The sequence below is a fragment of the Duganella sp. Root198D2 genome (genome assembly GCF_001428585.1).
Classification (GTDB): Bacteria; Pseudomonadota; Gammaproteobacteria; order Burkholderiales; family Burkholderiaceae_D; genus Rugamonas.
This window is the reverse complement of sequence record NZ_LMIC01000002.1, coordinates 390,807-416,491: the sequence shown is the minus strand read 5'-3', so window position 1 is coordinate 416,491 and position 25,685 is coordinate 390,807. Positions and strand designations below refer to the sequence as shown.

The 25,685-nt window shown below is 62.1% G+C and carries 20 protein-coding genes; 13 read left to right on the top strand and 7 right to left on the bottom strand.

Annotation, left to right across the window (positions count from 1 at the left end; genetic code table 11):
- Nucleotides 1–6: 6 nt before the first annotated feature.
- Together pilB and ASE26_RS04655 are read right to left on the bottom strand one after the other, a co-directional pair.
- Entirely contained in the window at nt 7–1,737 is a 1,731-nt protein-coding gene (gene pilB / locus ASE26_RS04660; RefSeq protein WP_055932792.1) for a type IV-A pilus assembly ATPase PilB, read from the bottom strand.
- Nucleotides 1,738–1,820: 83 nt separating this feature from the next.
- Entirely contained in the window at nt 1,821–3,110 is a 1,290-nt protein-coding gene (locus tag ASE26_RS04655) for an HlyC/CorC family transporter (protein ID WP_055932795.1), read from the bottom strand.
- Nucleotides 3,111–3,209: 99 nt separating this feature from the next.
- Between ASE26_RS04655 and ASE26_RS04650 the strand changes: the two genes are divergently transcribed.
- Together ASE26_RS04650 and ASE26_RS04645 are read left to right on the top strand one after the other, a co-directional pair.
- A complete protein-coding gene (locus ASE26_RS04650; RefSeq protein ID WP_057245674.1) occupies nt 3,210–4,100 on the top strand; it encodes an AraC family transcriptional regulator in 891 nt (296 codons plus the stop codon).
- Between the two features lie 80 nt (nt 4,101–4,180).
- On the top strand, nt 4,181–4,669 hold the full coding sequence (locus tag ASE26_RS04645) for an NADH-quinone oxidoreductase subunit B family protein (protein ID WP_055932801.1): 489 nt from the start codon (nt 4,181–4,183) through the stop codon (nt 4,667–4,669).
- On the opposite strand, the gene uraH is transcribed toward ASE26_RS04645, so the two are convergent.
- On the bottom strand, nt 4,666–5,010 hold the full coding sequence (gene uraH / locus ASE26_RS04640) for a hydroxyisourate hydrolase (protein WP_055933528.1): 345 nt from the start codon (nt 5,008–5,010) through the stop codon (nt 4,666–4,668). The two genes, ASE26_RS04645 and uraH, sit on opposite strands and share 4 nt — an antisense overlap.
- A 94-nt stretch (nt 5,011–5,104) precedes the next feature.
- Between uraH and puuE the strand changes: the two genes are divergently transcribed.
- From puuE to ASE26_RS04590, 10 genes are all read left to right on the top strand, one after another.
- Nucleotides 5,105–6,055 (top strand): allantoinase PuuE, encoded by a 951-nt coding sequence (gene puuE / locus ASE26_RS04635; RefSeq protein WP_055932804.1) that lies wholly within the window; start codon nt 5,105–5,107, stop codon nt 6,053–6,055.
- 78 nt (nt 6,056–6,133) lie between these two features.
- Nucleotides 6,134–7,600 (top strand): xanthine dehydrogenase small subunit, encoded by a 1,467-nt coding sequence (xdhA, locus tag ASE26_RS04630; RefSeq protein ID WP_055932807.1) that lies wholly within the window; start codon nt 6,134–6,136, stop codon nt 7,598–7,600.
- 9 nt (nt 7,601–7,609) lie between these two features.
- Nucleotides 7,610–9,949, top strand: coding sequence for a xanthine dehydrogenase molybdopterin binding subunit (gene xdhB / locus ASE26_RS04625; protein WP_057245673.1), 2,340 nt, complete (start codon nt 7,610–7,612; stop codon nt 9,947–9,949).
- A 1-nt stretch (nt 9,950) separates the two neighbouring features.
- Nucleotides 9,951–10,883, top strand: coding sequence for a xanthine dehydrogenase accessory protein XdhC (gene xdhC / locus ASE26_RS04620; RefSeq protein WP_057245705.1), 933 nt, complete (start codon nt 9,951–9,953; stop codon nt 10,881–10,883).
- A gap of 3 nt (nt 10,884–10,886) precedes the next feature.
- Entirely contained in the window at nt 10,887–12,194 is a 1,308-nt protein-coding gene (guaD, locus tag ASE26_RS04615; RefSeq protein WP_055932816.1) for a guanine deaminase, read from the top strand.
- 13 nt (nt 12,195–12,207) lie between these two features.
- Nucleotides 12,208–13,638: an adenosine deaminase gene (locus tag ASE26_RS04610; protein ID WP_055932818.1), complete on the top strand. Its 1,431-nt coding sequence runs from the start codon at nt 12,208–12,210 to the stop codon at nt 13,636–13,638.
- Between the two features lie 342 nt (nt 13,639–13,980).
- Complete coding sequence (locus ASE26_RS04605; protein ID WP_055932821.1) at nt 13,981–16,356, top strand: TonB-dependent receptor; 2,376 nt, start codon at nt 13,981–13,983, stop codon at nt 16,354–16,356.
- A 124-nt stretch (nt 16,357–16,480) separates the two neighbouring features.
- Entirely contained in the window at nt 16,481–18,136 is a 1,656-nt protein-coding gene (locus tag ASE26_RS04600) for a bifunctional UDP-sugar hydrolase/5'-nucleotidase (protein WP_055932824.1), read from the top strand.
- A gap of 13 nt (nt 18,137–18,149) precedes the next feature.
- A complete protein-coding gene (locus ASE26_RS04595; protein ID WP_057245672.1) occupies nt 18,150–19,391 on the top strand; it encodes a phospholipase D-like domain-containing protein in 1,242 nt (413 codons plus the stop codon).
- Nucleotides 19,388–20,413 carry a S1/P1 nuclease gene (locus ASE26_RS04590; RefSeq protein WP_055932829.1) on the top strand — a complete coding sequence of 342 codons (1,026 nt, stop codon included), beginning with the start codon at nt 19,388–19,390 and terminating at the stop codon, nt 20,411–20,413. Before ASE26_RS04595 ends, ASE26_RS04590 begins: the two co-directional genes overlap by 4 nt.
- A gap of 11 nt (nt 20,414–20,424) precedes the next feature.
- Here the strand turns inward: ASE26_RS04590 and ASE26_RS04585 are convergent, their stop codons facing one another.
- The gene (locus tag ASE26_RS04585) at nt 20,425–21,261 is read right to left on the bottom strand and encodes an ABC transporter substrate-binding protein (protein ID WP_229207181.1); all 837 of its coding nucleotides are present in this window, start codon (nt 21,259–21,261) and stop codon (nt 20,425–20,427) included.
- A 204-nt stretch (nt 21,262–21,465) separates the two neighbouring features.
- Between ASE26_RS04585 and ASE26_RS04580 the strand changes: the two genes are divergently transcribed.
- A complete protein-coding gene (locus tag ASE26_RS04580; RefSeq protein WP_057245671.1) occupies nt 21,466–22,029 on the top strand; it encodes a PEP-CTERM sorting domain-containing protein in 564 nt (187 codons plus the stop codon).
- Here the strand turns inward: ASE26_RS04580 and ASE26_RS04575 are convergent.
- From ASE26_RS04575 to ASE26_RS04565, 3 genes are read right to left on the bottom strand one after another with little or no spacing between them, the layout of a single operon-like run.
- On the bottom strand, nt 22,016–22,987 hold the full coding sequence (locus tag ASE26_RS04575) for an ABC transporter permease (protein WP_055932835.1): 972 nt from the start codon (nt 22,985–22,987) through the stop codon (nt 22,016–22,018). The genes ASE26_RS04580 and ASE26_RS04575 overlap by 14 nt on opposite strands.
- Before the next feature lie 3 nt (nt 22,988–22,990).
- A complete protein-coding gene (locus ASE26_RS04570) occupies nt 22,991–24,073 on the bottom strand; it encodes an ABC transporter permease (RefSeq protein WP_055932838.1) in 1,083 nt (360 codons plus the stop codon).
- A 2-nt stretch (nt 24,074–24,075) separates the two neighbouring features.
- Nucleotides 24,076–25,605 (bottom strand): ABC transporter ATP-binding protein, encoded by a 1,530-nt coding sequence (locus tag ASE26_RS04565; protein WP_055932841.1) that lies wholly within the window; start codon nt 25,603–25,605, stop codon nt 24,076–24,078.
- Between the last annotated feature and the right edge of the window lie 80 nt (nt 25,606–25,685).

Here is a 25,685-nt window from a genome sequence, read left to right as displayed (position 1 = left end):
TATTTCCTATTCGTTGGTGCAGCCCAGCACTTCTTCCAGGCTGGTCAGTCCGTTTTTGACCTTGACCAGGCCCGATTGGCGCAGGGACTTGACGCCCTCTGCCTCAGATTGTGCCGCGATCTGCATCGCGTTACCATGTGCCAGGATCAATGCTTCGATCGCGGGCGTGATCGGCATGATCTGGTAGATACCGACCCGGCCTTTATAGCCCGAGCCGTTGCAGCGCTCACAGCCCACCGGGCCGTAAGGTTTCCAGCTGCCATCCAGGTCGTCATCCTTGAAACCGGCTTTCACCAGCAATTCCGGCGCGATGTCGATCGGCTTCTTGCAAGTGCACAGCCGGCGCGCCAGGCGCTGAGCCGTGATCAGGATGACCGAGGAGGCAATATTAAAGGGCGCAACGCCCATATTCATCAAACGCGTCAAGGTCGACGGCGCGTCATTGGTGTGCAGGGTGGAGAACACCATGTGGCCGGTCTGCGCGGCCTTGATCGCGATGTCCGCCGTTTCCAGGTCGCGGATCTCACCGACCATGATGATGTCGGGATCCTGGCGCAGGAAGGCCTTCAGCGCCACCGGGAAGGTCAGGCCGGCCCGGTCATTGACGTTGACCTGGTTCACGCCGGGCAGGTTGATCTCGGCCGGATCTTCCGCGGTCGAGATATTGATGCCTGGCTTGTTCAGGATGTTCAGGCAGGTGTACAGCGACACCGTCTTGCCCGAGCCGGTCGGGCCCGTCACCAGCACCATGCCGTAAGGGCGGTGCACGGCGTCCATCAGGATTTCCTTCTGGTCCGGGTCGTACCCGAGCGAATCGATGCCCATCTGGGCCTGGGTCGCATCCAGGATACGCATCACGGTCTTTTCGCCGAACAGGGTCGGCAGGGTCGAGACACGCAGGTCGATGGTCTTGGTGGATGAGACGATCAGGCGCATGCGGCCATCCTGCGGCACGCGCTTTTCCGAGATGTCGAGCTTGGACAGCACCTTGATACGCGACACCAGCTTGTCCTTGATCGAGGTTGGCGGCTGGGCGTGCTCAAGCAGGTTGCCGTCGACCCGGAAGCGGATGCGGTAAAACTTTTCGTAAGGTTCGAAGTGCAAGTCGGAGGCGCCCATATTGACCGCATCCATCAGCATCTTGTTCAGGAAACGCACGATCGGCGCGTCTTCCACTTCGGCGTCGGCGCCGGCGCCCTGCGCCGCCGAGACGCTTTCTTCTTCGGCGAACTCGATTTCGGCTTCGTCGCCTGTCATCTCGAGGACGGTCTGGGTCGAGCTCTTGGTCAGGGTTTCGAGCAGCTTGAGCAGCACGTCGTGCTGCACGATGACGGGTTCCACCGTCGATTCGGCCTGGAACTTGATCTGGTCCAGGGCCTGGGTATTGGTCGGGTCGGACAAAGCCACCGACATCTTGTTGCCGCGCTTGGCCAGCGGAATCACGCGCTGGGTCGCCATCAGCCGGGTATCGATGGCCTTGGGCGGCAAAATTTCCAGATTGATGGCGCTCAGGTCGAGCAGCGGATAAGCGAAGGTTTCGGCACAGAAAACGGCCAGCTCGCGCGCATTGATGGTGCCGCCGGCAAGCAGCACGTCGATAAACGTGGACTTTTCGGCAACAGCCTTCTTATTCAGAGCGTCCGCTTGCGGCGGGGTCAGACGCCCCGCTTGCATCAGGGCTCGGGCCAGTCCCGACATAGGGGAACCGGACGCCGAGTTGGGTTGGACTGCTGCCATAGGAGCGCACTATCAGAATGTTAAGAAAGAGTGAGTCTCCGGATGATGCCTGTAGGCATCATTTTTGTAAAGGTCCGCACGGTTCACTCGGCCTGGCGGAACTCCGGACGTCGCAATTTCACTACTTTAATGGCCTGGTCTTGTGCCTGCACCACTTCCACGATGCAGGATCCCACTTTGATGGATATGGGAGCGTCGGGAATGTCTTGTAAAAATTCCAACAACATGCCGTTCAGGGTCTTGGGCCCATCAAGAGGAAAGTTTAAACCCAGACGCTTGTTAATGTCACGTAATGCCGTGCTGCCCTCCAGCAGGCATTCGCCATGGCCGTCCCAGCCGAAACTGTCGGCCCGCGCCGCGCTCGGGGTCGAAGTGGTGAATTCGCCGATCATTTCTTCGATGATGTCGTCCAGCGTGACCAGGCCCTGCACCTCGCCGTACTCATCGACCACGATGGCCAGGCGTTCCTTGTTCTCCTGGAAGTTCTGCAAGGCAGCAAAGGCCGGTGTGTCCTGCGGGATGAAGAACGGTTCGGACAGCAGCTTGCGGAAGTGTTCGACCGTCAGTTCATCCTGTTCATTCAGCAGGGCGATGGCCTTGCGCACGTGCAGGATGCCGACAATCCGGTTGATCTCGCCGTCATACACCGGCAGCTTGTTGTGGAAGCAGGTGGTGAGCTGGGACTTGATGTCCGCCACCGGCATGGCCAGGTCGAGCGCCTCGATGTGGGCGCGCGGGGTCATGATGTCTTCCACCGAGATAGTGTCGAGGTCGAACAGGTTGAGCAGGATGCTCTTGTGCTTCTTGGGGATGAAGCTGCCGTTCTCCAGCAGCACCGAGCGTAATTCGTCCGGCGACAAGTTGCCTTCGTGGACCTGGCCGGTAGGCTTGATGCGGAACAGGTGCAGCAGGGTGTTGACAAACAGGTGCACGAACCACAGCAGCGGTTTCGACACCGACAGCAGCGGGCGCAGCACGAGGGAAGCGGGCAGCACGATCTGGTCGGCATAGCGCGCGCCGACGATCTTGGGCGAAATTTCAGCCAGCACGATCAGGATGAACACCACGACCACGGTCGACAGCAGGATCACATGCTGCTCGAGACCGAACTGGGTGATGGCAATGGCGGTCGCCAGGGCGATGGCCATGGCATTGAGCAGGGTGTTGGCGACCAGGACCAGGGACAGCAGCTGTTCGGTGCGTTCCAGCAGCCACAGGGTGGCGATGGCGCGGCGGCTGCCGCGTTTGGCCTGGTGGCGCAGGCGGAAGCGATTGGCCGCCATCAGGGCGGTTTCGGCCATGGCGAAGAAGGCCGAGGCAAGAATCAGGAAGGCGAGGGCGGCAAATTGCGCCCACAAGGGAACGGTATCCAAGGTCAGTATGGCGAGTCAGTAAGAGGGCGATTCTAGCATGGCACCCTCGCTGCCCGTGCCGTTGCCCGCGGCCGGCGCGTGCTGTCGAAGCCCTCTATAATGCAAGCCATGCGTGATGTGGATGCGATTCTGGCGCCGATGCGCCTGGCCATTACCCCGCCGTCCAGGCTGGCGGGCGTGGTGCGCTATTTCCATGTCGAGTTGCGAAGCCCCGGCGCCGTGCTGGTGCCCGCGTCCCCTTGTCCCATGGTCACCTTCTTTGTCAGCGGCGGCTCGCGATTCGCCGAAGCCGATGGCCGCGAACGCCTGTATGGCGAGCCCTTCGTCTCCGGACCGCTGACGCAGCACTTTCCCGCCGTGTGGGAGCCGGGTACCAGCTTCATCAGCGCCGTGATCGAGCCGGGCCAGTTCGGCCGCCTGTTCGACATCCCGCTGGGCGAATTGCGCGACGCCGTGGTGCCGCTGGCCGACGCGGCTCCCGAATGGCGCGGCGCGGCAGAGCTGGAGCACCGATTGCGTGCCGGCGCTGGTAGTGCAGCCTGGGTCGCGCTGATGGGCGATTGGCTGTTGCAGCGCCTGGCCGCGCGCGAACAACGGCTGGCGCGTGGGCATGCGCCACTCGTGCTGCCGCCGGCCTTGCTGGCCCTGCCTACTGATGAAATAGCTACCCGTTTCGGCATCAGCGTGCGCCAGCTAGAGCGGCGGGTGATGGCCAGCTACGGCCAGAGCATCCGCGACAGCCGCCGCATGATGCGCTATGTCCGCGCCTTGTCGCGCATGCTCGGTACGCCGGTGCGGCATGGCGGCCTGACCCGCCTCGCTGTCGACTGCGGCTACCACGACCAGGCGCATATGGTGCGCGATTTCGTGCTTTTCACCGGCCTTGCGCCGAAGGCCTTGATGCAAGCCGCCAGCGATGCCAGCGGCAGCCTGCGCCTGCTGCGCTATGACGAGGTTTCGCGCGCCGTCGTCACCCGCGAGCGTTATTAGTACGCGGCGGGTGTCGCATCCATACAATATTTCTTGCGTACTCCCCGCTATCGTAGCGACGCTACTGAAAGGGGAACGAAATGGAACTGGATGCTACTCTGGAGCGCGACGGCTACGTACTCGCTTCGCTGGACTCGCTGATGGAAACGGTCCGCACCAACAGCCTGTGGTACCTGAGCTTCGGCCTGGCCTGCTGTGCGGTGGAGATGATGCAAGCGGCATCGGCGCGCTATGACATGGACCGCTTCGGCATGTGCCCGCGGCCTTCGCCGCGCCAGGCCGACCTGATGATCGTGGCCGGCACCCTGACCAACAAGATGGCGCGCGCCATGCGCAAGGTGTACGACCAGATGCCCGAGCCGCGCTATGTGGTGTCGATGGGATCCTGCGCCAATGGCGGCGGCTATTACCACTACTCGTATTCGGTGGTGCGCGGCTGCGACCGCATCGTGCCGGTCGATGTCTACGTGCCCGGCTGCCCGCCGACGCCGGAAGCCTTGCTGTACGGCCTGATGCAGCTGCAGCGGAAAGCCCGGCGCGGCGAGCGCGCCGTCATGCTGCGCGACTAGCTGCCGCGGTAAGTGGAGTACGACCAGGGCGACACCACCAGCGGCACATGGTAGTTCTGGTCGGCGTGCGCGATGCCGAAGGCGATCGTCACTTCATCGAGAAAGCGCGGCTCCGGCAAGTCCACGCCTGCTGCGGCGAAATAGTCGCCTGCGCCAAACACCAGCCGGTACTGGCCGGGTTGCATGGCGGCTCCCTCCAATAGCGGCGCGCTGCAGCGGCCGTCGGCATTGGTCACATCTTCCTTTACCAGCGAGCCATCGGCGCGGTACAGGGCGATGCGCACGCCGGCGGCTGGCCTGCCATTGGCGGTATCCAGGACGTGAGTGCTCAGTTTTCCCATTTTGCATTCCTTATTTTGCTTATCCGGCAGATGATATACCGGTGCCATAACGCCAATATATTATTGAGGATATACCTTTCATCCCGGACCTATCATGAGCAACTACCCGCGCGACCTCGTCGGCTACGGCCCCAATCCACCCCATCCGCAATGGCCCGGCCAGGCCCGCGTCGCCCTGCAATTCGTGCTGAATTACGAAGAGGGCGGCGAGAACTGTGTGCTGCACGGGGACCAGGCGTCGGAAACCTTCCTGTCCGAGATCATCGGCGCCGCGGCCTTCCAGAGCCGCCATATGAGCATGGAGTCGATCTATGAATACGGCTCGCGCGCCGGCCTGTGGCGCCTCCTGCGCATGTTCGAGGAGCGCAAGTTGCCGCTGACCGTCTTCGGCGTGTCGATGGCTTTGCAGCGCCACCCGGAAGCGGTGGCCGCCTTCCGGGAACTGGGCCACGAGATTGCCTGCCACGGCCTGCGCTGGATCACTTACCAGAACATGGACGAGGAAACCGAGCGCGCGCATATGAAGGAAGCGGTGCAGATCATCCAGGAGCTGACCGGCAGCGCGCCGCTGGGCTGGTATACCGGCCGCGATTCGCCCAATACGCGCCGCCTGGTGGTGGAACACGGCGGCTTCCGCTACGATGCCGATTATTACGGCGACGATTTGCCGTTCTGGCAGGAAGTGGCGCATACCGGCGCCGACGGCAAGCCAGCCATCACCCCGCAGCTGATCGTGCCCTACACGCTCGACACCAACGATATGCGCTTTGCCGCCATGCAAGGCTTTAACAGCGGCACCCAATTCTTCGATTACCTCAAGGACGCATTCGACGTACTCTATAAGGAAGGGGACCCGAACGGCCTGAACCAGCCGAAAATGCTGTCGATCGGCCTGCACTGCCGCCTGGTGGGGCGTCCGGCGCGCGCGGCCGCATTGGCACGTTTCCTTGACTATGTGCAAAGCCACGACAAGGTGTGGATCACGCGCCGCATCGATATCGCCGAGCACTGGCACAAGCACCATCCGCATATGCGAAACGCCTGATATTCAAAATCAGAGATTTCTTATATGGCCGGGGTCCGGTAATGTTATCTTGCAAGCTAGGAGACCTGCGAGGACAAGATGTCAGAACCGATCCGCTTTTACTACCACGGCGCCGTACATGAAGTACGCGACGCTGCCCCGACGCAGACTGTGCTGCAGCACCTGCGCGAAGACTTGCACTGCACCGGCACCAAGGAAGGCTGCGCCGAGGGCGACTGCGGCGCCTGCACCGTGGTGCTGGGCAGCATGGTCGACGGCAAGCTGGAACTGAAAGCGGTCAATTCCTGCATCCAGCTGACCCCGACGCTGGACGGCAAGGCCCTGTTTACCGTGGAAGACCTGCAACAGGCCGACGGCGCGCTGCATCCGGTGCAGCAGGCACTGGTCGAATGCCACGGCTCGCAATGCGGCTTCTGTACGCCGGGTTTCGCCATGTCGCTGTGGGGCCTGTACCTGAAAAAAGAAGGCCAATGCGCCTCGCGCAAGGAAGTCGACGACTGCCTGTCGGGCAACCTGTGCCGCTGCACCGGCTACCGCCCGATCATCGACGCTGCCCAGCGCATGGCCGAACTGCCGAAAGTCGAATTCGATGCGGCCCGCGTGGCCGAACAGCTCGAGGCGCTGAAACGCGACTCGCTGGCCGTCTACAGCGCGCATGGCCAGACCTTCCTGGCCCCGCGCACCCTTGATGAACTGATCCAGCTGCGCTCAGCCAATCCTGGCGCGGTGCTGCTGGCCGGGTCCACCGACGTTGGCCTGTGGGTCACCAAGCAGATGCGCGACCTTGGCGACATCATCTACCTGGGACACGTGGATGCGCTGAAGATGCTGCGCGTGGGCGATGGCGCCATCGAAATCGGCGCCGGGGTGTCGTTGGAAGATGCCTACAACGCGTTGTGCAAATACTACCCGGATCAATTGGGCGAAATGCGCCAGCGTTTCGCCTCGCTGCCGATCCGCAATGCCGGTACGCTGGGCGGCAACGTCGCCAACGGCTCGCCGATCGGCGATTCCATGCCATGGATGATTGCGCTCGGTGCGCAAGTCGTGCTGTGCGGTGCAGCCGGCGAGCGAGTGCTGGCGCTGGAAGATTTCTATCTCGATTACATGAAGAAGGACTTGCAGCCGGGCGAATTCGTGCAGGCTGTGCGCGTGCCGCTGCCGCGCGAGGACGTGCGCTTCCGCACTTACAAGCTGGCCAAGCGCTTCGACCAGGATATTTCCGCCGTCTGCGCCGCCTTTGCGTTCCGCATGGACGGCGATGCGATCGCGCAAGCGCGCATTGCCTTTGGCGGCATGGCGGCGACGCCGAAACGCGCAGCACAGGCGGAAGCGGCGCTGAAGGGGCGCGCCTGGAGCGAGACTGCGCTGGCCGACGCCATGGCCGCCCTGGCGCGCGACTATGCGCCGTTGAGCGACATGCGCGCCAGCAGCGAATACCGGATGAAGACGGCGCAGAACCTGCTGCGCCGCTTCTGGCTTGAGACGCGCAACGATGCACCGCTGGCGGCCGACGCGGTCAACGCCTTTGCCGTCAGCGCGTAAGGAGGCAAAATGAACCATCCCGTCACGCCTGAACTGAAGGCCGCCACCTGGACCGGCGTCGGCATTCCGCGCGCGCATGAATCGGCCGAGCTGCATGTGCTGGGCCAGGCAACCTATACCGACGATATCCTGGAAGTGCAGGGCACCCTGCACGCGGCGCTCGGCCTGTCGTCCAAAGCCCATGCCCGCATTACTTCGCTGGACCTGGATGCGGTGCGCGCCGCGCCCGGCGTGGTTGCGGTGTATACGGTCGCCGACATCCCGGGCACCAATGACTGCGGCCCGATCATCCACGACGACCCGATCCTGGCCGACGGCCTGGTGCAGTACGTAGGCCAGCCGATTTTCATCGTGGTCGCTGATTCGCACACCAATGCGCGGCGTGCCGCCAAGCGCGGCGTAGTTGGCTACCAAGAGTTGCCGGCGATCCTGACGCCGCAACAGGCCAAGGCTGCTGCTTCGTATGTGCTGCCGCCAATGAAGCTGCTGCGCGGCGACGCGCAGGCGGCGTTCGAGAAAGCGCCGCACACGGTCAAGGGCCAGCTCTACGTCGGCGGCCAGGAACAGTTTTACCTGGAAGGCCAGATCGCCTACGCCATCCCGAAAGAGGGCAAGGCCATGCTGGTGCAATGCTCGACCCAGCACCCAAGCGAAATGCAGCACGTGGTGGCGCATGCGCTGGGCCTGCATTCGCACCATGTGACGGTGGAATGCCGCCGCATGGGCGGCGGCTTCGGCGGCAAGGAGTCGCAATCGGCATTGTGGGCCGCTGCCGCGGCCATTGCTGCAAAGCGCACCGGCAAGCCGGTCAAGCTGCGCGCCGACCGCGATGACGACATGCTGGTGACCGGCAAGCGCCACTGCTTCTATTACGAGTACGAAGTCGGCTACGACGACGCGGGCCGCATCGTGGCGGCCAAGGTCGACATGACTTCGCGCGCCGGCTATTCGGCCGACCTGTCGGGCCCCGTTGCAACGCGCGCGGTCTGCCACTTCGACAATACCTATTACCTGTCGGACGTGGAAATCCATGCCGCCTGCGGCAAGACCAATACCCAGTCGAACACCGCCTTCCGCGGTTTCGGCGGCCCGCAGGGCGCTATCGCAATCGAATACGTGATCGACGAGATCGCGCGCAACCTGGGCCAGGATCCGCTGGATATCCGCCGCCTGAATTTCTACGGCAAGACCGAGCGCAATGAGACGCCGTACGGGCAAGTGATCGTCGATAACGTGATCCACGAGCTGGTGGCGGAGCTTGAGCAAAGCAGCGAATACCGCGCGCGCCGCGCCGCGGCTGCCGCCTACAACGCGGCCAGCCCGGTGCTGAAGCGCGGCCTGGCGCTGACCCCGGTCAAGTTCGGTATCGCCTTCAATGTGACCCATCTCAACCAGGCCGGCGCGCTGGTGCATGTCTATGTCGATGGTTCGGTGCTGGTCAACCATGGCGGTACCGAGATGGGGCAGGGCATCAACACCAAGGTGCTGCAGGTGGTCGCGCATGAGCTGGGCCTGGACCTGGAGCGCGTGCGCATCACGGCAACCGATACCAGCAAGGTGGCAAATACTTCGGCCACGGCGGCTTCCACCGGCGCGGACCTGAACGGCAAGGCGGCACAGGATGCGGCGCGCCAGATCCGCGAGCGGCTGGCGGCATTTGCTGCGAAAACGCTGGGCGGCGAGACGGCTGATGTGCGCTTCTTTGCCAACGAAATCCACGTCAATGGCCAGAGCGTGCCGTTCGAAGCGCTGGTGCAGAAGGCCTACCTGGCGCGCGTGCAGCTCTGGTCCGACGGGTTCTACGCGACGCCCAACCTGCACTGGGACCCGAAGACCATGAACGGCCATCCGTTCTCTTACTACGCTTATGGCGCCGCAGTGGCGGAAGTGGTGGTCGATACCCTGACCGGGGAATGGAAGCTGCTGCGCGCCGACGCGCTGTACGATGCCGGGCAGTCGCTGAACCCGGCCATCGATATCGGCCAGGTCGAGGGCGCCTTCATCCAGGGCATGGGCTGGCTGACCACCGAGCAGCTGTGGTGGAATGGCGCCGGCAAGCTGATGACGCATGCACCGTCCACTTACAAGATTCCCGGCATTTCGGATTGCCCGGAAGATTTCCGCGTCAAGCTGTTCCAGAACCGTAACGTGGAGGATTCGATCCATCGCTCGAAAGCTGTGGGTGAGCCGCCGCTGCTGCTGCCGTTCTCGGTATTCTTTGCCATCCGCGATGCGATTTCCGCAGTCGGCGGGCATCGCGTCAATCCTCCGCTGAACGCGCCGGCGACCAGCGAAGAAATCCTGCGCGCCATCGCGGCAGTTGAAGCCGCAGTTGCAGCGGCAGGCTGACATGGCTGACTGGTTGACGCCAGCCGGGGAAGCGGCGGTTCTCGTCACGGTCGCGCGCGCCGAAGGTTCGGTGCCGCGCGAGGCGGGGACGCATATGCTGGTCACCGCCAGCGGCCAGTTCGACACGATCGGCGGCGGCCACCTGGAGCACAAGGCTTTCGACATTGCCCGCGAAATGATTGCCGCCCAGCGCGCCGGCCGCCCGGTGACGCCGCACCTTGAACGCTTCCCGCTGGGCCCAAGCCTGGGCCAATGCTGCGGCGGCGTTGTCTGGTTGCTGTTCGAAGCGGTAAGCGGTGGACTGGAAGAGGTCCTGGCGCAGCTGGATCTGCGGCGCCGGGAGGATAGCTGCCGCATCACCGCCATCGACGGCCAAGCGGAATGCAGGCTCGTGGCCGAGGAGCATAAGGAAACCCACATCCGTACCGACGCCGACGGCCGCCGCTGGCTGGTCGACCCGGTCAAAGCACCGCGTGCCCACCTCGTCCTGTTTGGCGCGGGCCACGTCGGCGCCGCCATCGTGCGCGCCCTTGCCGAGCTGCCGTGTACCGTTACCTGGGTCGACGAGCGCGACGCCATGTTCCCGGCTGAAGTGCCGGGCAACGTCACCATCGAGGCCACCGACACGCCGGAAGCCTGCATCGACGAGGCGCCCGACAACGCCAGCTACCTGGTCCTGACCCACAGCCACGCGCTGGACCTGCAACTGACCGAGGCCATCCTGCGCCGACCCAAGGTTGGCTGGTTCGGCCTGATCGGCTCCAAAACCAAGCGCGCCCAGTTTACCTCCCGCCTCGAGGTCAAGGGGCTGGGCACGCAAAACATGGTATGCCCGATCGGCCTACCGGGTATCATCGACAAGGCCCCAGCGGTGATTGCCGCTTCGGTTGCCGCCCAATTACTGATGGTCTGGGAATCCCAGGCGAAAGACTAAGCAATGAGCAAAACCACCAGCGTGCAGGCCTACCGAGCAGGCTTGCTGCATTTTCACGCCGATCCGGCCTTCATCGAACGCGCCCATGCCTGGCACGAAGACGGCCTGCTGATCGTGGCAGACGGCAAGGTGCAAGCTGCCGGCGATTACGCCACGCTGGCGCCGACCCTGCCGCCGGGCACGGAGGTCAAGGACTATCGCGGCAAGATCATCATGCCCGGCTTTATCGACTCCCATGTGCATTACCCGCAGACCGATATGATCGCCTCGCCGGCGCCCGGCCTGCTGCCATGGCTGGAGCAATACACTTTCCCGACCGAGCGCCAGTTCGCCGACCCGGCGCATGGCGCCCAGGTGGCCGAGTTTTTCCTCGATGAACTGCTGCGCAATGGCACCACCACGGCCATGGTCTACGGCACCGTGCATCCGCAATCGGTGGACGCCTTCTTCGCCGCCAGTGAAAAGCGCGACCTGCGCATGATCGCCGGTAAAGTCATGATGGACCGCCATTGCCCCGACTTCCTGTGCGATACCGCCGAAAGCGGCGCGGAGGAGACCGAAGCCCTGATCCAGCGCTGGCATAAGAAGGGGCGTTCTCTGTATGCCATTACTCCGCGCTTCGCCCCGACTTCAACCGAAGCGCAACTGCAGCTGGCCGGCGAGCTGGCGCAGAAGTACCCGGACACCTTCCTGCAAACCCACGTCTCGGAAAACAAGGAGGAATGCGCCTGGGTCAAGACACTGTTCCCGCAGGCGCGCAGCTACCTGGACGTGTACGACCGCTACGGCATGATGCGTCCGCGCGCCGTCTACGGCCATTGCATCTGGCTGGACGAAACCGACCGCGCCCGCATGGCGGAAACCAAGGCCGCCGCCGCCGTGTGTCCGACCTCCAACCTGTTCCTCGGCTCCGGCCTGTTCGACTTCGAGCAAGCCGACAAGGCGGGCATGCTGCTGTCGCTGGCGACCGACGTCGGCGCAGGCACCTCGTTCAGCATGTTGCAAACGATGAATGAAGCCTATAAAGTAGCGCGCTTGAAGGGCAGCTACCTGCCTGCCATGCGCATGTTCTACCTGGCGACGCTGGGCGCCGCGCGCAGCCTGCACCTGGACGACACGATCGGCAGCTTTGCCGCCGGCCGCGAAGCGGACTTTATCGTGATCGACCCGCAGGCCACGCCGCTGCTGGCACGCCGCAGCGCCAATACCGACAGCCTGGAAGAACAGCTGTTCGCACTGGCGCTGCTGGGGGATGACCGTGCCATCGCGGCCACGTATTCGGCGGGGAGGCTGGTCCACGAAGCACACTAACAAGGGAACGCCCATGCATAAGAACCTGACTAGCGCGGTGATCGCCGCCGCAATTGCTGCCGCCGTTGCTGTTCCGTCTGCCAGCGCAGCCTCGAACGCCGAGATCACTGCCCGCCACTTCGCCGCACTGGTCTCCGGCCCGGCGCCGAAGACTGCGGAATTGGCCATGTTCTTTAACAATATGCCGAAGGGGGCCGACCTGCACCACCATTACTCGGGCTCCATCTACGCCGAGCAATACCTGGAATGGGTCGACAAGCTGGGCTACTGCGTCGACAAGACCAGCTGGAGCGTGCAGACCGACAAGGCTGCCGACCGCAAGAATTGCGCAACTGTCGCCCAACTCGAGCAAGACCCCGTCGCCTACCGCGAGCTGCTGCACAAGTGGTCTACCCTGGACTTCTACAACCACAGCGAAAACCAGCTGGCGCCCGACCTGGCCTTTTTCACCACCTTCCCGCGTTTCAACGACGTTGCCTCGACCAATGGCAATGATGGCCAGAAGCGCCTGAAACAGCGTGCGATCGCGGAAAATGTCAGCTATATCGAAACCGTATTCGAAATCGCCCCGATCACCTTCGACGCTGAATTCGACGGCAAGCTGACCGATGAAGCAGCTTTTGCAGCCTACCTGGCCAAACTGGAAGCCAGCCCGGCTTTCGCCAAGGGCATCGCCGACTACAGCGCCTATGTCGACAGCAGCAGCGCCGGCATCGACGACGACAACTTCACCATGCGCTACCAGCCTTTCGTGCTGCGCTTCCTGTCGCCATCGATCGTGTTCTCGCAAATGGCGGCGGGCTTCAAGATCGCCAGCCAGAACCCGAAAGTGGTGTCGGTCAATATCGTCGGCGCCGAGCATTATCCGGTGTCGATGCGCGACTACCGCCTGCACATGCGCATGTACAAATTCCTGAGCGCTAAATACCCGAACGTGAAGCTGTCGCTGCACGCCGGCGAGCTGGCCCTGGGCCAGGTGCCGCCGGAAGGCTTGAAGTTCCACATCGCTGAAGCGATCGATGTCGCCGGCGCCAAGCGCATTGGCCACGGCATGGACATCGCCCACGAAAGCCAGCCGCAAGCCATCCTGAAAAAGATGCGCGAAAAGAATGTGGCGGTGGAAGTGAACCTGACTTCCAACGAGTTCATTCTGGGCGTGAAAGGGGAGGCGCATCCGGTCAATATTTACCGCAAATACGGTGTGCCGTTTATCCTCTCGAGCGATGATACCGGCGTTAGCCGCAACACCCTGTCGAACGAGTATGTCTTGTTCGCGAGCCGCTACAAAACCAGCTATGCCGAGGTGAAAAGGCTTTCATATGACAGCATCCGCTATGCCTTCCTGGCTGAGGCGGATAAGCAACGCCTGACGAAGCAGCTCGATACCCGGTTCGCCAAGTTCGAGGCAGATATCGCGGAGTTGGGCGCTAAATCCCGCCAGTAATTGCAAAAAAACGACAATCCGCTGCGGCGGATTGTTGTCCTCCCATTATGCAATGTAGCGCATTTGCTACAGTTTGACCTGCCTGAAGCAGCCAATTGCTTCATTCCGAAAATTAGAAAATTTCATTCGGAGCCGGCTCACATATAATGCCGCCTTACTAAATAAGAGCGCACAGCTTCCCTTATTGTCTATTTATTTCGGCAACGAATAAATCGCTTAGGGAAAACATATTTGTCGCCTCAGTCGCACCCATGCAATAGTGGTTCCTTGTCATGCTAGCGTCATGCTCGGCAACTAATATACACACGCTTTTCAGTTTCACAACACACTAGGGGAAATCCAATGCAATCGAAACAATTGCGCATGAGCCTGATCGCCGTCGCGGCGCAGATGGCTAGCATCGCTGCCGGTTCGGCTTACGCCCAATCCGCGTCGGACGTTGCGCCGCAAGTTACCACCACCAAGGGCGAGAGCACCGTGGTCATCACCGGCAAGAAGCTGGGTATGGGCCTGATGGTGACCGAAGACGCACCGAAAGCGCGTTCGACGATTACCTTGGAAGAGCTGGAAAAGCAGCGCCCAACCGGTAACGCCTACGAGGCATTGGAAATGCTGCCAGCAGTGAACAGCTACAACCATGACGCAACCGGCCTGTTCGGCGGCGGCATGACCCTGCGCGGCTTCAACTCCGACCAGATCGGCGCCACCATCAACGGCGTGCCGGTCAACGACTCCGGCAACTTCGCGATCTACCCGCAAGAATACGTGGACCAGGAAAACACCTGCTCCCAGTTCGTGACCCAGGGTTCGACCGACGTGGACTCCCCACAAGTGGGCGCCACCGGCGGCAACTTCGGCATCACCACCTGCCAGCCTGAAAAAATGCAGCGCGTGCGCGTCATGCAAACCCTCGGCCAGCTGAACCTGAAAAAGACCTTCGTGCGCTACGATACCGGCGAGATCGGCAAGTTCAAGGCCTTCATCTCGGCTTCGCACGCAGAAGCGGACAAGTGGAAGGGCAAGGGCGGTGCGGAGCGTAACCACATCGACCTCGGCATGAACTACGACTGGGATCGCTTCAACTACATCCACGGTACGGTGCTGTTCAACAAGGCTGTCAACAACAACATCAACAACATCACCCTGGCTGAAATGAATGCCAACGGTTACTACTTCGATTACGCTGATACCTTCAAGGGCCACCTGACCCCGGTGAAGGGCACTGTGCAGAACGAAACCACCCAGTCGCCGGCTTACTACGGCCTGGGCATCAATCCGTTCAAGAACGTGATCGCTTCGGCAGTCAGCAAGATGCGCGTGACCGACAACCTGGACCTGGCCTTCACCCCATACCTGTGGTACGGCTTCGGCAACGGCGGCGTGCAGCAGCGCGCCCAGTCGGAAAAGGGCTTCTACAACCCGACTACCGGCAACCGTAACGGCACTGTGGACCTGAACGGCGACGGCGACACCCTGGATACCGTGCTGGTAGCTAACGCCAGCGTGACCAAGACCTTCCGTCCTGGCTTCAACTTCGCAGCGATCTACAATATCGCCAACCACGAGATCAAGGCAGGTGTCTGGTATGAGCGTGCACGCCACGAGCAGACCGGCCCAATGCTGGCGCTGACCAATGCCGGCGAGCGTGCCGACGTCTGGCTGGAAGACGGCCAGATCCTGCGTCCTGATGGCCATCCGGCAAACAGCCGCGACTGGATCTCGATCTCGACCGCTTACCAGGCCTTCCTGCAAGACACCGTCAGCCTGGCTGACGACGCCGTGCAGATCAACGTTGGCGTTCGTGCGCCGCACGTCAAGCGCGAATTCAGCAACTGGGGCGACGAGGGCAACAACGTCAAGCCATACAGCTACACCCGCAAGTACAGCGAAGTACTGCCGCAGTTCGGCGCGCGCTGGCGCTTCACTCCTGACGACCAGGTCTTCGCCTCGGCCGCCAAGAACATGAAGACCCCACCGAACTTCGTGTTCGGCAACATCGGCACCAGCGTGACTGTGGACGCGAACCTGGTTGCTGCCATGTTCCGCAACGTTGAGCCGGAAACCTCGTGGAGCGGCGACATCGGCTACCGCCACCAGGACAAGAAGTTCATCGCGACCGTGACTGCGTTCTACACCGACTTCAAGAACAAGCAGGCAACCAGCTTTGACCCTGATACCAAGAAGAACACCTACGTCAACGTCGGCGCCGAGAAGCACAGCGGTCTGGAAGTTGAAATTGGTAACACCCCGGTCAACGGCTGGTCGTTCTACGGTTCCCTGGGCCTGCTGAAGACCGAACTGAAGGACAACATCCCTGGCAGCGCCGCCATCACCCTGCCAACCGCAGGCAAGGAAGCGCCTAACTCGCCACGCCGCAAGGCAGGCGTGTCGGTGGAATACCAGGTTGGTTCGTTCTACGTTCGTGCCAAGGCGCGTGCAACCAGCCGCCAGTACGCTTCCTTCATGAACGATGAAGTGGCTCCTGGCTACACCACCTTCAGCCTGGACGGTGGCTACACCTTCGCCAACATTGGTTACCTGAAGCGTCCTAAGTTCACCTGGAACGTCAGCAACCTGAACAACAAGCAGTATCGCAACCCGTCGTCCACCACCGTGGTCAACTCGCTGCCATACCAGGGCCTGGCCGCTTCCGGCGCCACCCGCTACTACCTGGGCGCTCCGCGTATGATTTCGGGCACCCTGTCGGTCGACTTCTAAATGCTGTCGTGCTGAGATGAAGACGGGCCTTCGGGCCCGTTTTTTTTTGAACGTAACATATCGTTTCCCGGCGCGCGCCGCGCCTTGCGCCGCCTGTACAATCTTCGTTTTACCCTTTGAACATATGAAGCCATTCCTGCGCCCTATTGCATTAGCCGCCTTGCTGGCCGGCTGCGCCGCACAGCGTCCCGACAACCAGGTCGAGCTGACGCTGGTCGGGCTGAATGACCTGCACGGCCACCTGGAATCATCGCGCTTTGAAAACACCAAGGCAGGCGGCGTCGACGCGCTGGCAGCCACGCTGCAAGCCTGGCGCAAGGATGACCCGGACCTGGTGGTGGTCGGCGCAGGCGACATGATCGGCGCCAGCCCGGCCATGTCGGCGATGTTCGCCGACGAGCCGACCATCCAGGCCCTGAACCTGCTCGGCATGCGCGCCACGTCGGTCGGCAACCATGAATTCGACGCCGGACGCGTAGAGCTGTTGCGCCAGGCCAAGGGCGGCTGCACCAATTCGCCGCGCCCGGAGAAAGCCTGTAAATACAATCCTTCCTGGGATGGCGCCAAGTTCAGCTACCTGGCCGCAAACGTGATCGACACGCGCACCAACCAGACCTTGCTGCCGGCCTACCGCATCGACGAAGTCAAGGGCGTGAAGATCGCCTTCATCGGCACGGTGCTGAAAGACACGCCGGAACTGGTGGCGGCGGGCGGCATCAGCGGCCTGGAGTTCATCGACGAAGCGCAAGCGGTCAACCGGCTGCTGCCGGAACTGCGCGCGCAAGGCGCGACCGTATTCGTGGTGCTGATCCACCAGGGCGGCCATACCAAGGCGCGCTACGACCAGCAGTACTGCAGCGACCTCGATGGCGACATCGCCGATGTGGTCAAGCGCCTCGATCCCGCCGTGCGCCTGGTGGTCAGCGGCCATTCGCACAACGGCTACCTGTGCCGCGTGGACGGCAAGCTGGTGACGCAGGCCGAAAAGTTCGGCCATATGCTGTCGCGCATTTCGCTGGTGGTGGACCGCCAGACCGGCGCCGTGGTTGACGCCAGCGCGCGCAATATCGTGGTGGAGCCGGGCAAATACGCCGGCATGCCTGAAGTCGATGCGCTGGTGGCTTCGGTGCGCGCGCGCAGCAGCGCAGAGCTGGACAAGCCGGTGGCGAAGATTGCCGCGCCTTCGATCAGCAAGCACATCATGCCGAACGCCGATGAATCGCCGCTGGGCCAGGTGGTCGCGGATGCGATCCTTGCTTCCGCCCGTAAATGGGGCGCGCAGATCGCGTTCACCAATACCGGCGGCATCCGCACCGCGCTGGACGCCGGCGCGAACAATGTGGTGAGTGTCGCGCAAACCCAGGTCGTGCTGCCATTCGGCAACGAGATCGTGGTGATGAACCTGACCGGCGCGCAGATCTTCGCGCTGCTGGAAGGGCAGTGGAGCGGCAGTGAAGCCGACAAGCGCGGCCTGCTGCAAGTGTCGGAAGGCTTCAGCTATTCCTGGGACGCGCGCAAGCCGAAGGGCCAGCGCATCGTGCGCGACAGCGTCAAGTTGAATGGCGTGATGATCGACGAAGGCGCCAGCTATCGCGTGGCCGTGTATAACTTCCTGGCCGAAGGCAATGACGGCTTTGTGACTTTCCGCCAGGGCAGCAACCAGGCGGCGACCGGCGTGCGCGATGTCGATTCGCTGCGCAGCTACCTGGTGCGCCAGGAGCAGGACAATAAGCCGGCCGGCACCAACGCCGCCGTTCCGCGCATTATCCGTATCAAATAAAGAAAGGGAGCCCATGCGCCGCTATCTTCTCGCAGCTGCACTGGCAGCAAGCTTCTCCAGCGCCCACGCGGCTTTCCAGATTCCGGGTTTTGAACTGGTGCAGACTGCGCCGGTTGAAACCACGCTGAAAAGCGACGACCTGCGCGGCCCGCTTGAAGTCTGGACCGAGTTGTTCGACAACGCCAAGTCCGAAATCTGCATCGGCCAGTTCTACATCGCCAGCGTGCCCGGCGCGCCGTTCGAGAAAGTGATCGAACGCCTGGAAGCGGCCGGCAAGCGCGGCGTGAAGATCCGCTTCCTGGTAGACAAGAAGGGTGTATCGGGATTGTCCGACAAGGCCACCGTGGATCGCCTGCGCGCCATTCCAAATCTCGACATGCGTGTGCTGGATGTGGGCCAGCTCACCGGCAACGGCATCATTCACGCCAAATACCTGACGGTCGATCATAAGGTTGCCTTCATCGGCAGCCAGAATTTCGACTGGCGCGCATTCACGCACATCCATGAAACAGGCCTGCGCATCAGCGACGCCAAGATCGCCGGCCAAGTGCAAGCCATCTTTGAACAGGATTGGGCTGCGCAAGCGGCGCTGGCCGCAGGCAAGACTGTCGCGCCGTTACAAGCCAAGGCCGCTGTCCTTGCCAACTCCGCGCCGGTGGCCTTGCCCACAGAGGCCAATTTCCTGATCGCCAGCCCGGGTGGATTTAACCCGGCTGGCGTGCCCGATTCCGAAATCGTGCTGCCAACTTTGCTGGCCGATGCAAAACAGGAGATCCGCGTCTCGATGCTGGACTACGCGCCCCTGAGTTATGGCCCGAACGGCACCCGTCCGTTCTATGCCGTGGTCGACAACGCGCTGCGTGCCGCAGCCACGCGTGGGGTCAAGGTCAAGCTGCTGGTGTCGAACTGGAACCTCGAAAAGCCGGCCATCCAGCACCTGAAATCGCTGGCCATCCTGCCGAACGTGGAAGTACGCATTGTGACAATTCCAAAGGCGTCCACAGGCTTCATCCCGTTTGCACGGGTGTGGCATAGCAAGACCCTGGTCATCGACGGCAAGCTGGCATGGGTTGGCACCAGCAACTGGGCCGGCGGCTACTTTGACTTGTCGCGCAATATGGAAGTAGTGATGCGCAACGAAGCCATGGCCAGGCGGGTGTATGCCTTGCAGGAGCAAGCCTGGAGTTCGCAATATGCGGAGCCGCTGGAGATCAACAAGGACTACCCGAAACCGAACAAAGGTAAAGACGAATGAAAAAACTAGCACTGATCGCCGCGCTGTCCGGCGCCTTCCTGTCCACCAACGCCATGGCCTGGGGTAATGCCGGCCACCGCATCGTGGGTGCCATTGCCGATAACCTGATTAAAGGCTCCAACGCCGAGAAGCAGGTAAAGGCCTTGCTGCAGCCGGGCGAAGACCTGGAAAAGATCGCCAACTGGGCTGACTGCGTGAAAGGCACTTTCTGCGGCCCGCAGACGCAGGAAATGAACGACTATGTAGCGGCGCACCCGAAGCACAGCGAATACCATTACACCGACGTGCCGTTTCAGCTCACCGAGTATCACCTGCACGGTGCCGGTACGTCCGAGCATGACGTGGTGCAGGTGCTGCAGCAATGCATCGCCACCTTGCAGGACAAGGGCGACGGCAAATTCACCAAGCGCCAGGCGCTGCTGATGCTGACCCACCTGGCAGGCGATATCCACCAGCCGCTGCACGTCGGCGCAGCCTTCGTCGACAAGGAAGGCAAGTTCGTGGTGCCGAAGTCCGACAAGGAAATCGACTCGCTGAATATCTTCGATTCGCGCGGCGGCAATAACCTGCAGATGGATGAAGCGGCACTGGCCGCAGCCAGCGCCAAGAGCGGCATCCCCGCCGGCGACGAAGCGCCATCCAAGTATCCGACCAAGCCTTTCCACTCCTACTGGGATACCACGGTGGTCGATTACGCCATGCGCCGCAGCAGCATGCGCACGGTGGACAAGTTCAGCCAGTGGGCCATTGACGGCAAGCCGGCCGTGACGCTGCCGAAAGGCGACGCCATTACCTGGCCGGAGCAATGGGCGAATAATTCGCTGGTGGCGGCCAAGCAGGCTTACGCCGATGTCAAAGTGGGTGTGGCAAGCAAGCAGGCCAGCCGTAACGGTGATACCTACACCGTGTGGGCGATGACTGTGCCGGACAGCTACCCTGTGCCATCGTCCGCGCTGGCGCGCGAGCAGTTGATCAAGGGCGGCTACAACCTGGCCGGCCTGCTGCAGAAGATCTGGCCTTAAATGCGCGGGACTTAGGGCCGATACCACAATTCGCTGCGCTGGAGCGGAGTCTCCGGCGGCAGCATGGGATTACGCAGCTCGATGACGTGCCTTTTCCTGATCTCGGCCCGCTCGATCAGCGGGCCTTTGTGTTTGTGAAACAGTGCTGCGAGCGAGCCGTCTTTTATCATCATCTCCATGCCTGCCTTGATGCGTTCGGCAAGCCTGTCGCCTTCTGCATTACGGCGTACGAAGAAGTAGCGCGGCAGGGGATAGCGCAGCATCAACGTAGGCTCGATCACGATGTCCGTGTGCGATTTGCGGATCACGTCGTACTCGCGCGGTGCTTCATCCAGCGCGCGCGGGAAAAAGTCGAAGCGGCCCGCCTCCAGCATGCCAAACAGGCTGCCGGGCCGTGGCGATTCCACCACGCTGATGCCTGCGGCCGACAACACAGATGTATCCACCCAGCCCTTGCCCTGGCCTGCACTCATATGCCGCAGGTCATCCAGCGTGCGTACGCTGGCGAAGCGCGGCAGGTCGGCTTTGCGCACCAGCAGCAAACGCATGCCCATCAGGCCGCGGTCGATCGGGATGCGTATCGGTTGGAACTGGTGTTCCAGGTCGCGCTGGGTGGCACGGGCAATGATGTTGATGACGCCATCGGAGCGGTCCAGCTCTTGCAGCATGCGCGGAATCGATACCGGCTCCGGCGATGCCGACAGCGTGAACGGGCCAAACTTGGCGGACGTTCTTTCCATGACGGCCTGCAGCACGATCCAGTCGAAACCTTTGCTGGTGTCGAGGATCGAGAAATAGCGCGGGAAGACCAGGTGGGTGACTGGGCCGTCGTGCGCGTGCGCAGTCAAGCCCAGGCAGCAAATTGCTGACGGCAATAATCTCTGCAAAATCCAGGCGCGCCGGTTCATGGAGGACTCCTTGCTCCTTGCAATATAAACCGGACACCCTCCGGGCACAACAGTGGCACGTGTTGCGCACGGCATACCGGCTGGGTTCGATCTTCAGCGCCTTGCTGCTAGCATCAAAAACCGGTTCTCACGAGGGAGGGCATCATGGCTTGCAAACATGTTTTGGCGCTGGCACTCGCTTGCACTGCGGTCAGCGCTTGTGCGGAAGATTGGCAATTCAGTTATACCGGCTTTAACGAGAATGGTGCCTTCGTTCACGACGCGCGCGTCGACGGCAGCTTCCGTGGCTCGGATCTTGATCTCGATGGCATTATTTCCCTGGCGGAGCTTAGCTCGCTGGTCATCGCCGGGCGCGAATACCTGGATGGTTGCCTGAGCTTGAGCGATCCCTATTTCCGATGCGAGATCGGAGCGTTCAGCTACAAGCTGACGGGGCAGTTGTCGGTTGACGCCAACTGGTGGGGGAATGACGAGGCGTTCTCAGGCTGGGGCGCGGGCTTTCGCACGGGAGACCAATACTCGCAGTGGAGCTACGGATGGGCGGACTGGAGCCGCACCTGGTACTGGACCAGCCAGACCAGCTTCGACATTACGCCAGCTCCGGCCGTGCCGGAACCGGCGACCGGGGTGATGCTGCTGGCGGGATTGGCGACCCTGGCCGGCGTGGGCCGGCGCAGGGCGAAGGAGGGTGCGCTTAACGCGACTTGACGAACGGTACGCCGATGGCTTTCGGTGCCACCGACTTGGCCATCAGGCCGGCCAGCACGATCACGGTGACGACGTAAGGCACCATCTGGATCAGGGCGCCCGGAATGCGGCCGATCACCGGCAGGTCCACGCCTTCGAGCTGGATCTGCACGGCGCCGAAGAAGCCGAACATCAGGCAGCCGAGGAAGGTGTACAGCGGACGCCAGTTGCCGAACACCATGGCGGTCAGGGCCAGGTAGCCGGCACCGGCCGACATGTCGCGCAGGAAGAAGCCCGATTGCACGATGGCCAGGTAGGCGCCGGAGAAGGAGCACAGCACGCCGGCGATCAGCATGGCGCTGTAGCGGGTGCGTTCAACTGAGACGCCGGCGGCATCGGCTGCGTGCGGGTTCTCGCCGCAAGCGCGCAGGCGCAGGCCGAAGCGCGAGTGGTACAGGAACCAGTGCACCAGCGGTACCAGCAGGAAGGCCAGGTAGACCAGCACGGAGTGGCCGCCAATGAGCTTGGTGTAGAACCAGCCGAGGAAAGGGACGTCGGCCACGGCAGCGCTGCCCGGCAACACCACGTCGAACAGGCGTGCTTCGCCCAGGTCCGGGGTGCGGCCGCCTTGCTGGAAGAAGTACTGCGCGACCACGAAGGTCAGGCCGCTCATGGCGATATTGATCGCGATACCGCCTACCAGCTGGTTGCCTTTCTGGGTGATGGCGACGAAGCCTTGCAGCATCGCCAGTGCGACGGAGATGCCCATGCCGGCCAGGATGCCGAACCACGGGTTCCTGGTGGCGAAGGCCACGGCTGCCGAGACGAAGGCGGAAGCCAGGATCTTGCCTTCCAGGCCGATGTCGATGACGCCGGAGCGTTCCGCGAACAGGCCGGCCATGGCGGCGAAAATCAGCACCGGCGCGTTGCGCACGGTGGAGACGAGGATGGAGCCCAGGTGGAGATCTTCGAATGTCATGGTCTAACCCTTGCGCGATTTGATCAGCTTGATAATTGCCGGGGCATACAGGTTTTCCATAGCGCCGCAGAACAGGATGATCAAGCCCTGGATGAAGATGAAGGTTTCGGTTGGAATATTCGGTTTTTCCAGCGACAGGTCGAAGCCGCCCTGGATCAGCGCGCCGAACAGCACGGACGACAGGAAGATGCCGACCGGATGCTGGCGGCCCATCAGCGCGATCGCGATGCCGACGAAGCCTGCGCCGCCAACAAAGTTCAGCGAAAGGTAGTGCGTCGAGCCCATGATGGAGTTGACCGCGCCGAGGCCGGCCAGCGCACCGGAAATCATCATGACGATGATGATCATGGCGCTGATTTTCACGCCGGCGTAATGGGCGGCGTGCTGGTTCAGGCCAAGCGCGCGTACCTTGTAGCCCCAGGCGGAGCGGTTCATGACGACGCCGTACACCACCAGCGCGGCAATGGCGAAGAAGAAGCCGATATTCAGCGGGGTTTCGCCCAGGATCGGGAACAGGCTATTCAGGCGCGGCATTTCCGCAGCGGTCGAAAATACGCGCGAGGCGGTATTCTGTTCGCCGGCAGGAATCAGGTACTTCACGATCACGAAGTTCATCAGCGAGGCGCAGATGAAGTTGAACATGATGGTGGTCACCACGATGTGCGAGCCGCGCTTGGCTTGCAGGTAGCCGGGAACGAAGGCCCACAGGGCGCCGAACAGGGCGGCGCCGATGATGCCGGCCGGGATCAGCAGGTACCACGGCAGCGAGGCGTCGAAGGCCAGCATGGCAAGGGTCACGCCGAGGCCGCCGAAGTACATCTGGCCTTCGGCGCCGATGTTGAACAGGCCAGCCTGCATTGCGATCGACACGGCCAGGCCGGTGAAGACGAAGGTCGAGGCGTAGAACAGCGTGTAGGACAAGCCTTCCGGATTGACGACGGCGCTGTTGATCAGGATCTGCATCGACTCCAGCGGGTCTTCGCCGAGCAGGTGTATCACCAGCGCGGCCACCAGCAGGGCGGACATCAGGTTCAGGATGGGCAGGACAAAGCCAGTCGCCCAACGTGGCATATCGTTCGTAGTCATGATCAGTGTTTATGCATGCCGCCCATCAGCAAGCCGATGCGGGTGGTGTCGAATTCGTCGATTTTCAGTTCGCCGGTGATTTTGCCGCCGCACATCACGAGGATGCGGTCGGCCAAGGCGCGCACTTCTTCCAGTTCCACCGATACCAGCAGGATCGCCACGCCCTGGTCGCGCAGGGCCAGCAGCTGGGTGTGGATGGATTCGATGGTGCCGATGTCCACGCCGCGGGTCGGCTGGCCGACCAGCATCAGCTTCGGCTTGGCCAGCACTTCGCGCGCGATCACCACCTTTTGCTGGTTACCGCCGGACAGCAGGCCAATGCGCAAGTCCGGATTGGCCGGGCGCACATCGAACTCCTTCATCAGGCCGGCGCAGCGCTGGGCGATACCCTTGAAGTCGATCAGGCCCCACTTGTTCTTCACCTTGTCCTGGTAGCCGAAGAAGGTGTTCTGCATCACCGAGAAGGCCTTGATTACGCCATCGCGCAGGCGGTCTTCCGGAACATGGCCGATGCCCAGGTTGCGGAACTTGGTCGGCAGGCCGTCGGCATCGCCGCTTTTCGGGAAGGGCAGGGCCTTGCCTTCGAAGTCCACTTCGCCGGCGGTCGGCAGCTTCATGCCGGACAGGATCGCCATCAGCTCGGACTGGCCATTGCCGGATACCCCCGCAATCGCCACGATTTCGCCCGCGCGCAGGGTGAAGTTGATGTCCTGCAGCAGCTTGACGCCATTGTCGTCCGACAGCTGCAGGTTCTTCACTTCCAGAACGGCCTTGCCAGGCTTGTATTCACCGCGCGGCAGGTTATTCTCGATCGGCCGGCCGACCATCATCTGGGCCAGTTCTTCCTTGGTGGTGTCGGCAGTCTGCACCGCGCCCACCACACGGCCGCCGCGCATCACGGTGACGGTGTCGGTGATGTCCTTGATCTCCTGCAGCTTGTGGGTGATCAGGATAATGGTCTTGCCCTGTTCCTTGAACAGCTTCAGGATCTCGAACAGCGATTCGGTTTCCTGCGCGGTCAGTACGGCGGTCGGCTCGTCCAGGATCAGGATGTTGGCCGAGCGGTAGATCTGCTTCAGGATTTCGACACGCTGCTGCGCACCCACCGACAGGTCGTGGATGGTCGCCAGCGGATCGACGTCCAGGCGGTAGCGGTCGCAGATTTCGCGCAGCTTCTTTTCGACGCTGGCGCGCTGCTCGCGCAGGCGGAAGCCGCCTTCGCTGCCCAGCATCACGTTATCGAGCACGGTCATGTTCTCGACCAACATGAAGTGCTGGTGCACCATGCCGATGCCGAGGCGGATCGCTTCGTGCGAATTGTGGATGTGCTGCACCTTACCGTCCAGCAGGATCTCACCGCCATCTGCGCGGTAATAGCCGTAAAGGATGCTCATCAAGGTCGACTTGCCGGCGCCATTCTCACCCACCAGGCCATGGATGGCCCCTTTGGCGATGGAGAAACTGACGTCCGTATTCGCCTTCACCGCTCCAAAGTGCTTGGAAATATTGCGGAATTCTACTGCTGGCGTCATAAGGATTTTTCGGGTCTTATTTACTGAAAAACGCGCCGGACGGGCATTCCCGTCGGCGCGTTCTCTTTAATGGAATTACT

What these genes read in the sequence shown, in the direction of transcription:
- pilB (WP_055932792.1), bottom strand. Translation starts at nt 1,737, where the DNA reads ATGGCAGCAGTCCAACCCAACTCGGCGTCCGGTTCCCCTATGTCGGGA.
- ASE26_RS04650 (WP_057245674.1), top strand. Translation starts at nt 3,210, where the DNA reads ATGCAAGCCATGCGTGATGTGGATGCGATTCTGGCGCCGATGCGCCTG.
- ASE26_RS04645 (WP_055932801.1), top strand. Translation starts at nt 4,181, where the DNA reads ATGGAACTGGATGCTACTCTGGAGCGCGACGGCTACGTACTCGCTTCG.
- uraH (WP_055933528.1), bottom strand. Translation starts at nt 5,010, where the DNA reads ATGGGAAAACTGAGCACTCACGTCCTGGATACCGCCAATGGCAGGCCA.
- puuE (WP_055932804.1), top strand. Translation starts at nt 5,105, where the DNA reads ATGAGCAACTACCCGCGCGACCTCGTCGGCTACGGCCCCAATCCACCC.
- xdhA (WP_055932807.1), top strand. Translation starts at nt 6,134, where the DNA reads ATGTCAGAACCGATCCGCTTTTACTACCACGGCGCCGTACATGAAGTA.
- xdhB (WP_057245673.1), top strand. Translation starts at nt 7,610, where the DNA reads ATGAACCATCCCGTCACGCCTGAACTGAAGGCCGCCACCTGGACCGGC.
- xdhC (WP_057245705.1), top strand. Translation starts at nt 9,951, where the DNA reads ATGGCTGACTGGTTGACGCCAGCCGGGGAAGCGGCGGTTCTCGTCACG.
- guaD (WP_055932816.1), top strand. Translation starts at nt 10,887, where the DNA reads ATGAGCAAAACCACCAGCGTGCAGGCCTACCGAGCAGGCTTGCTGCAT.
- ASE26_RS04610 (WP_055932818.1), top strand. Translation starts at nt 12,208, where the DNA reads ATGCATAAGAACCTGACTAGCGCGGTGATCGCCGCCGCAATTGCTGCC.
- ASE26_RS04605 (WP_055932821.1), top strand. Translation starts at nt 13,981, where the DNA reads ATGCAATCGAAACAATTGCGCATGAGCCTGATCGCCGTCGCGGCGCAG.
- ASE26_RS04600 (WP_055932824.1), top strand. Translation starts at nt 16,481, where the DNA reads ATGAAGCCATTCCTGCGCCCTATTGCATTAGCCGCCTTGCTGGCCGGC.
- ASE26_RS04595 (WP_057245672.1), top strand. Translation starts at nt 18,150, where the DNA reads ATGCGCCGCTATCTTCTCGCAGCTGCACTGGCAGCAAGCTTCTCCAGC.
- ASE26_RS04590 (WP_055932829.1), top strand. Translation starts at nt 19,388, where the DNA reads ATGAAAAAACTAGCACTGATCGCCGCGCTGTCCGGCGCCTTCCTGTCC.
- ASE26_RS04580 (WP_057245671.1), top strand. Translation starts at nt 21,466, where the DNA reads ATGGCTTGCAAACATGTTTTGGCGCTGGCACTCGCTTGCACTGCGGTC.
- ASE26_RS04575 (WP_055932835.1), bottom strand. Translation starts at nt 22,987, where the DNA reads ATGACATTCGAAGATCTCCACCTGGGCTCCATCCTCGTCTCCACCGTG.
- ASE26_RS04570 (WP_055932838.1), bottom strand. Translation starts at nt 24,073, where the DNA reads ATGACTACGAACGATATGCCACGTTGGGCGACTGGCTTTGTCCTGCCC.
- ASE26_RS04565 (WP_055932841.1), bottom strand. Translation starts at nt 25,605, where the DNA reads ATGACGCCAGCAGTAGAATTCCGCAATATTTCCAAGCACTTTGGAGCG.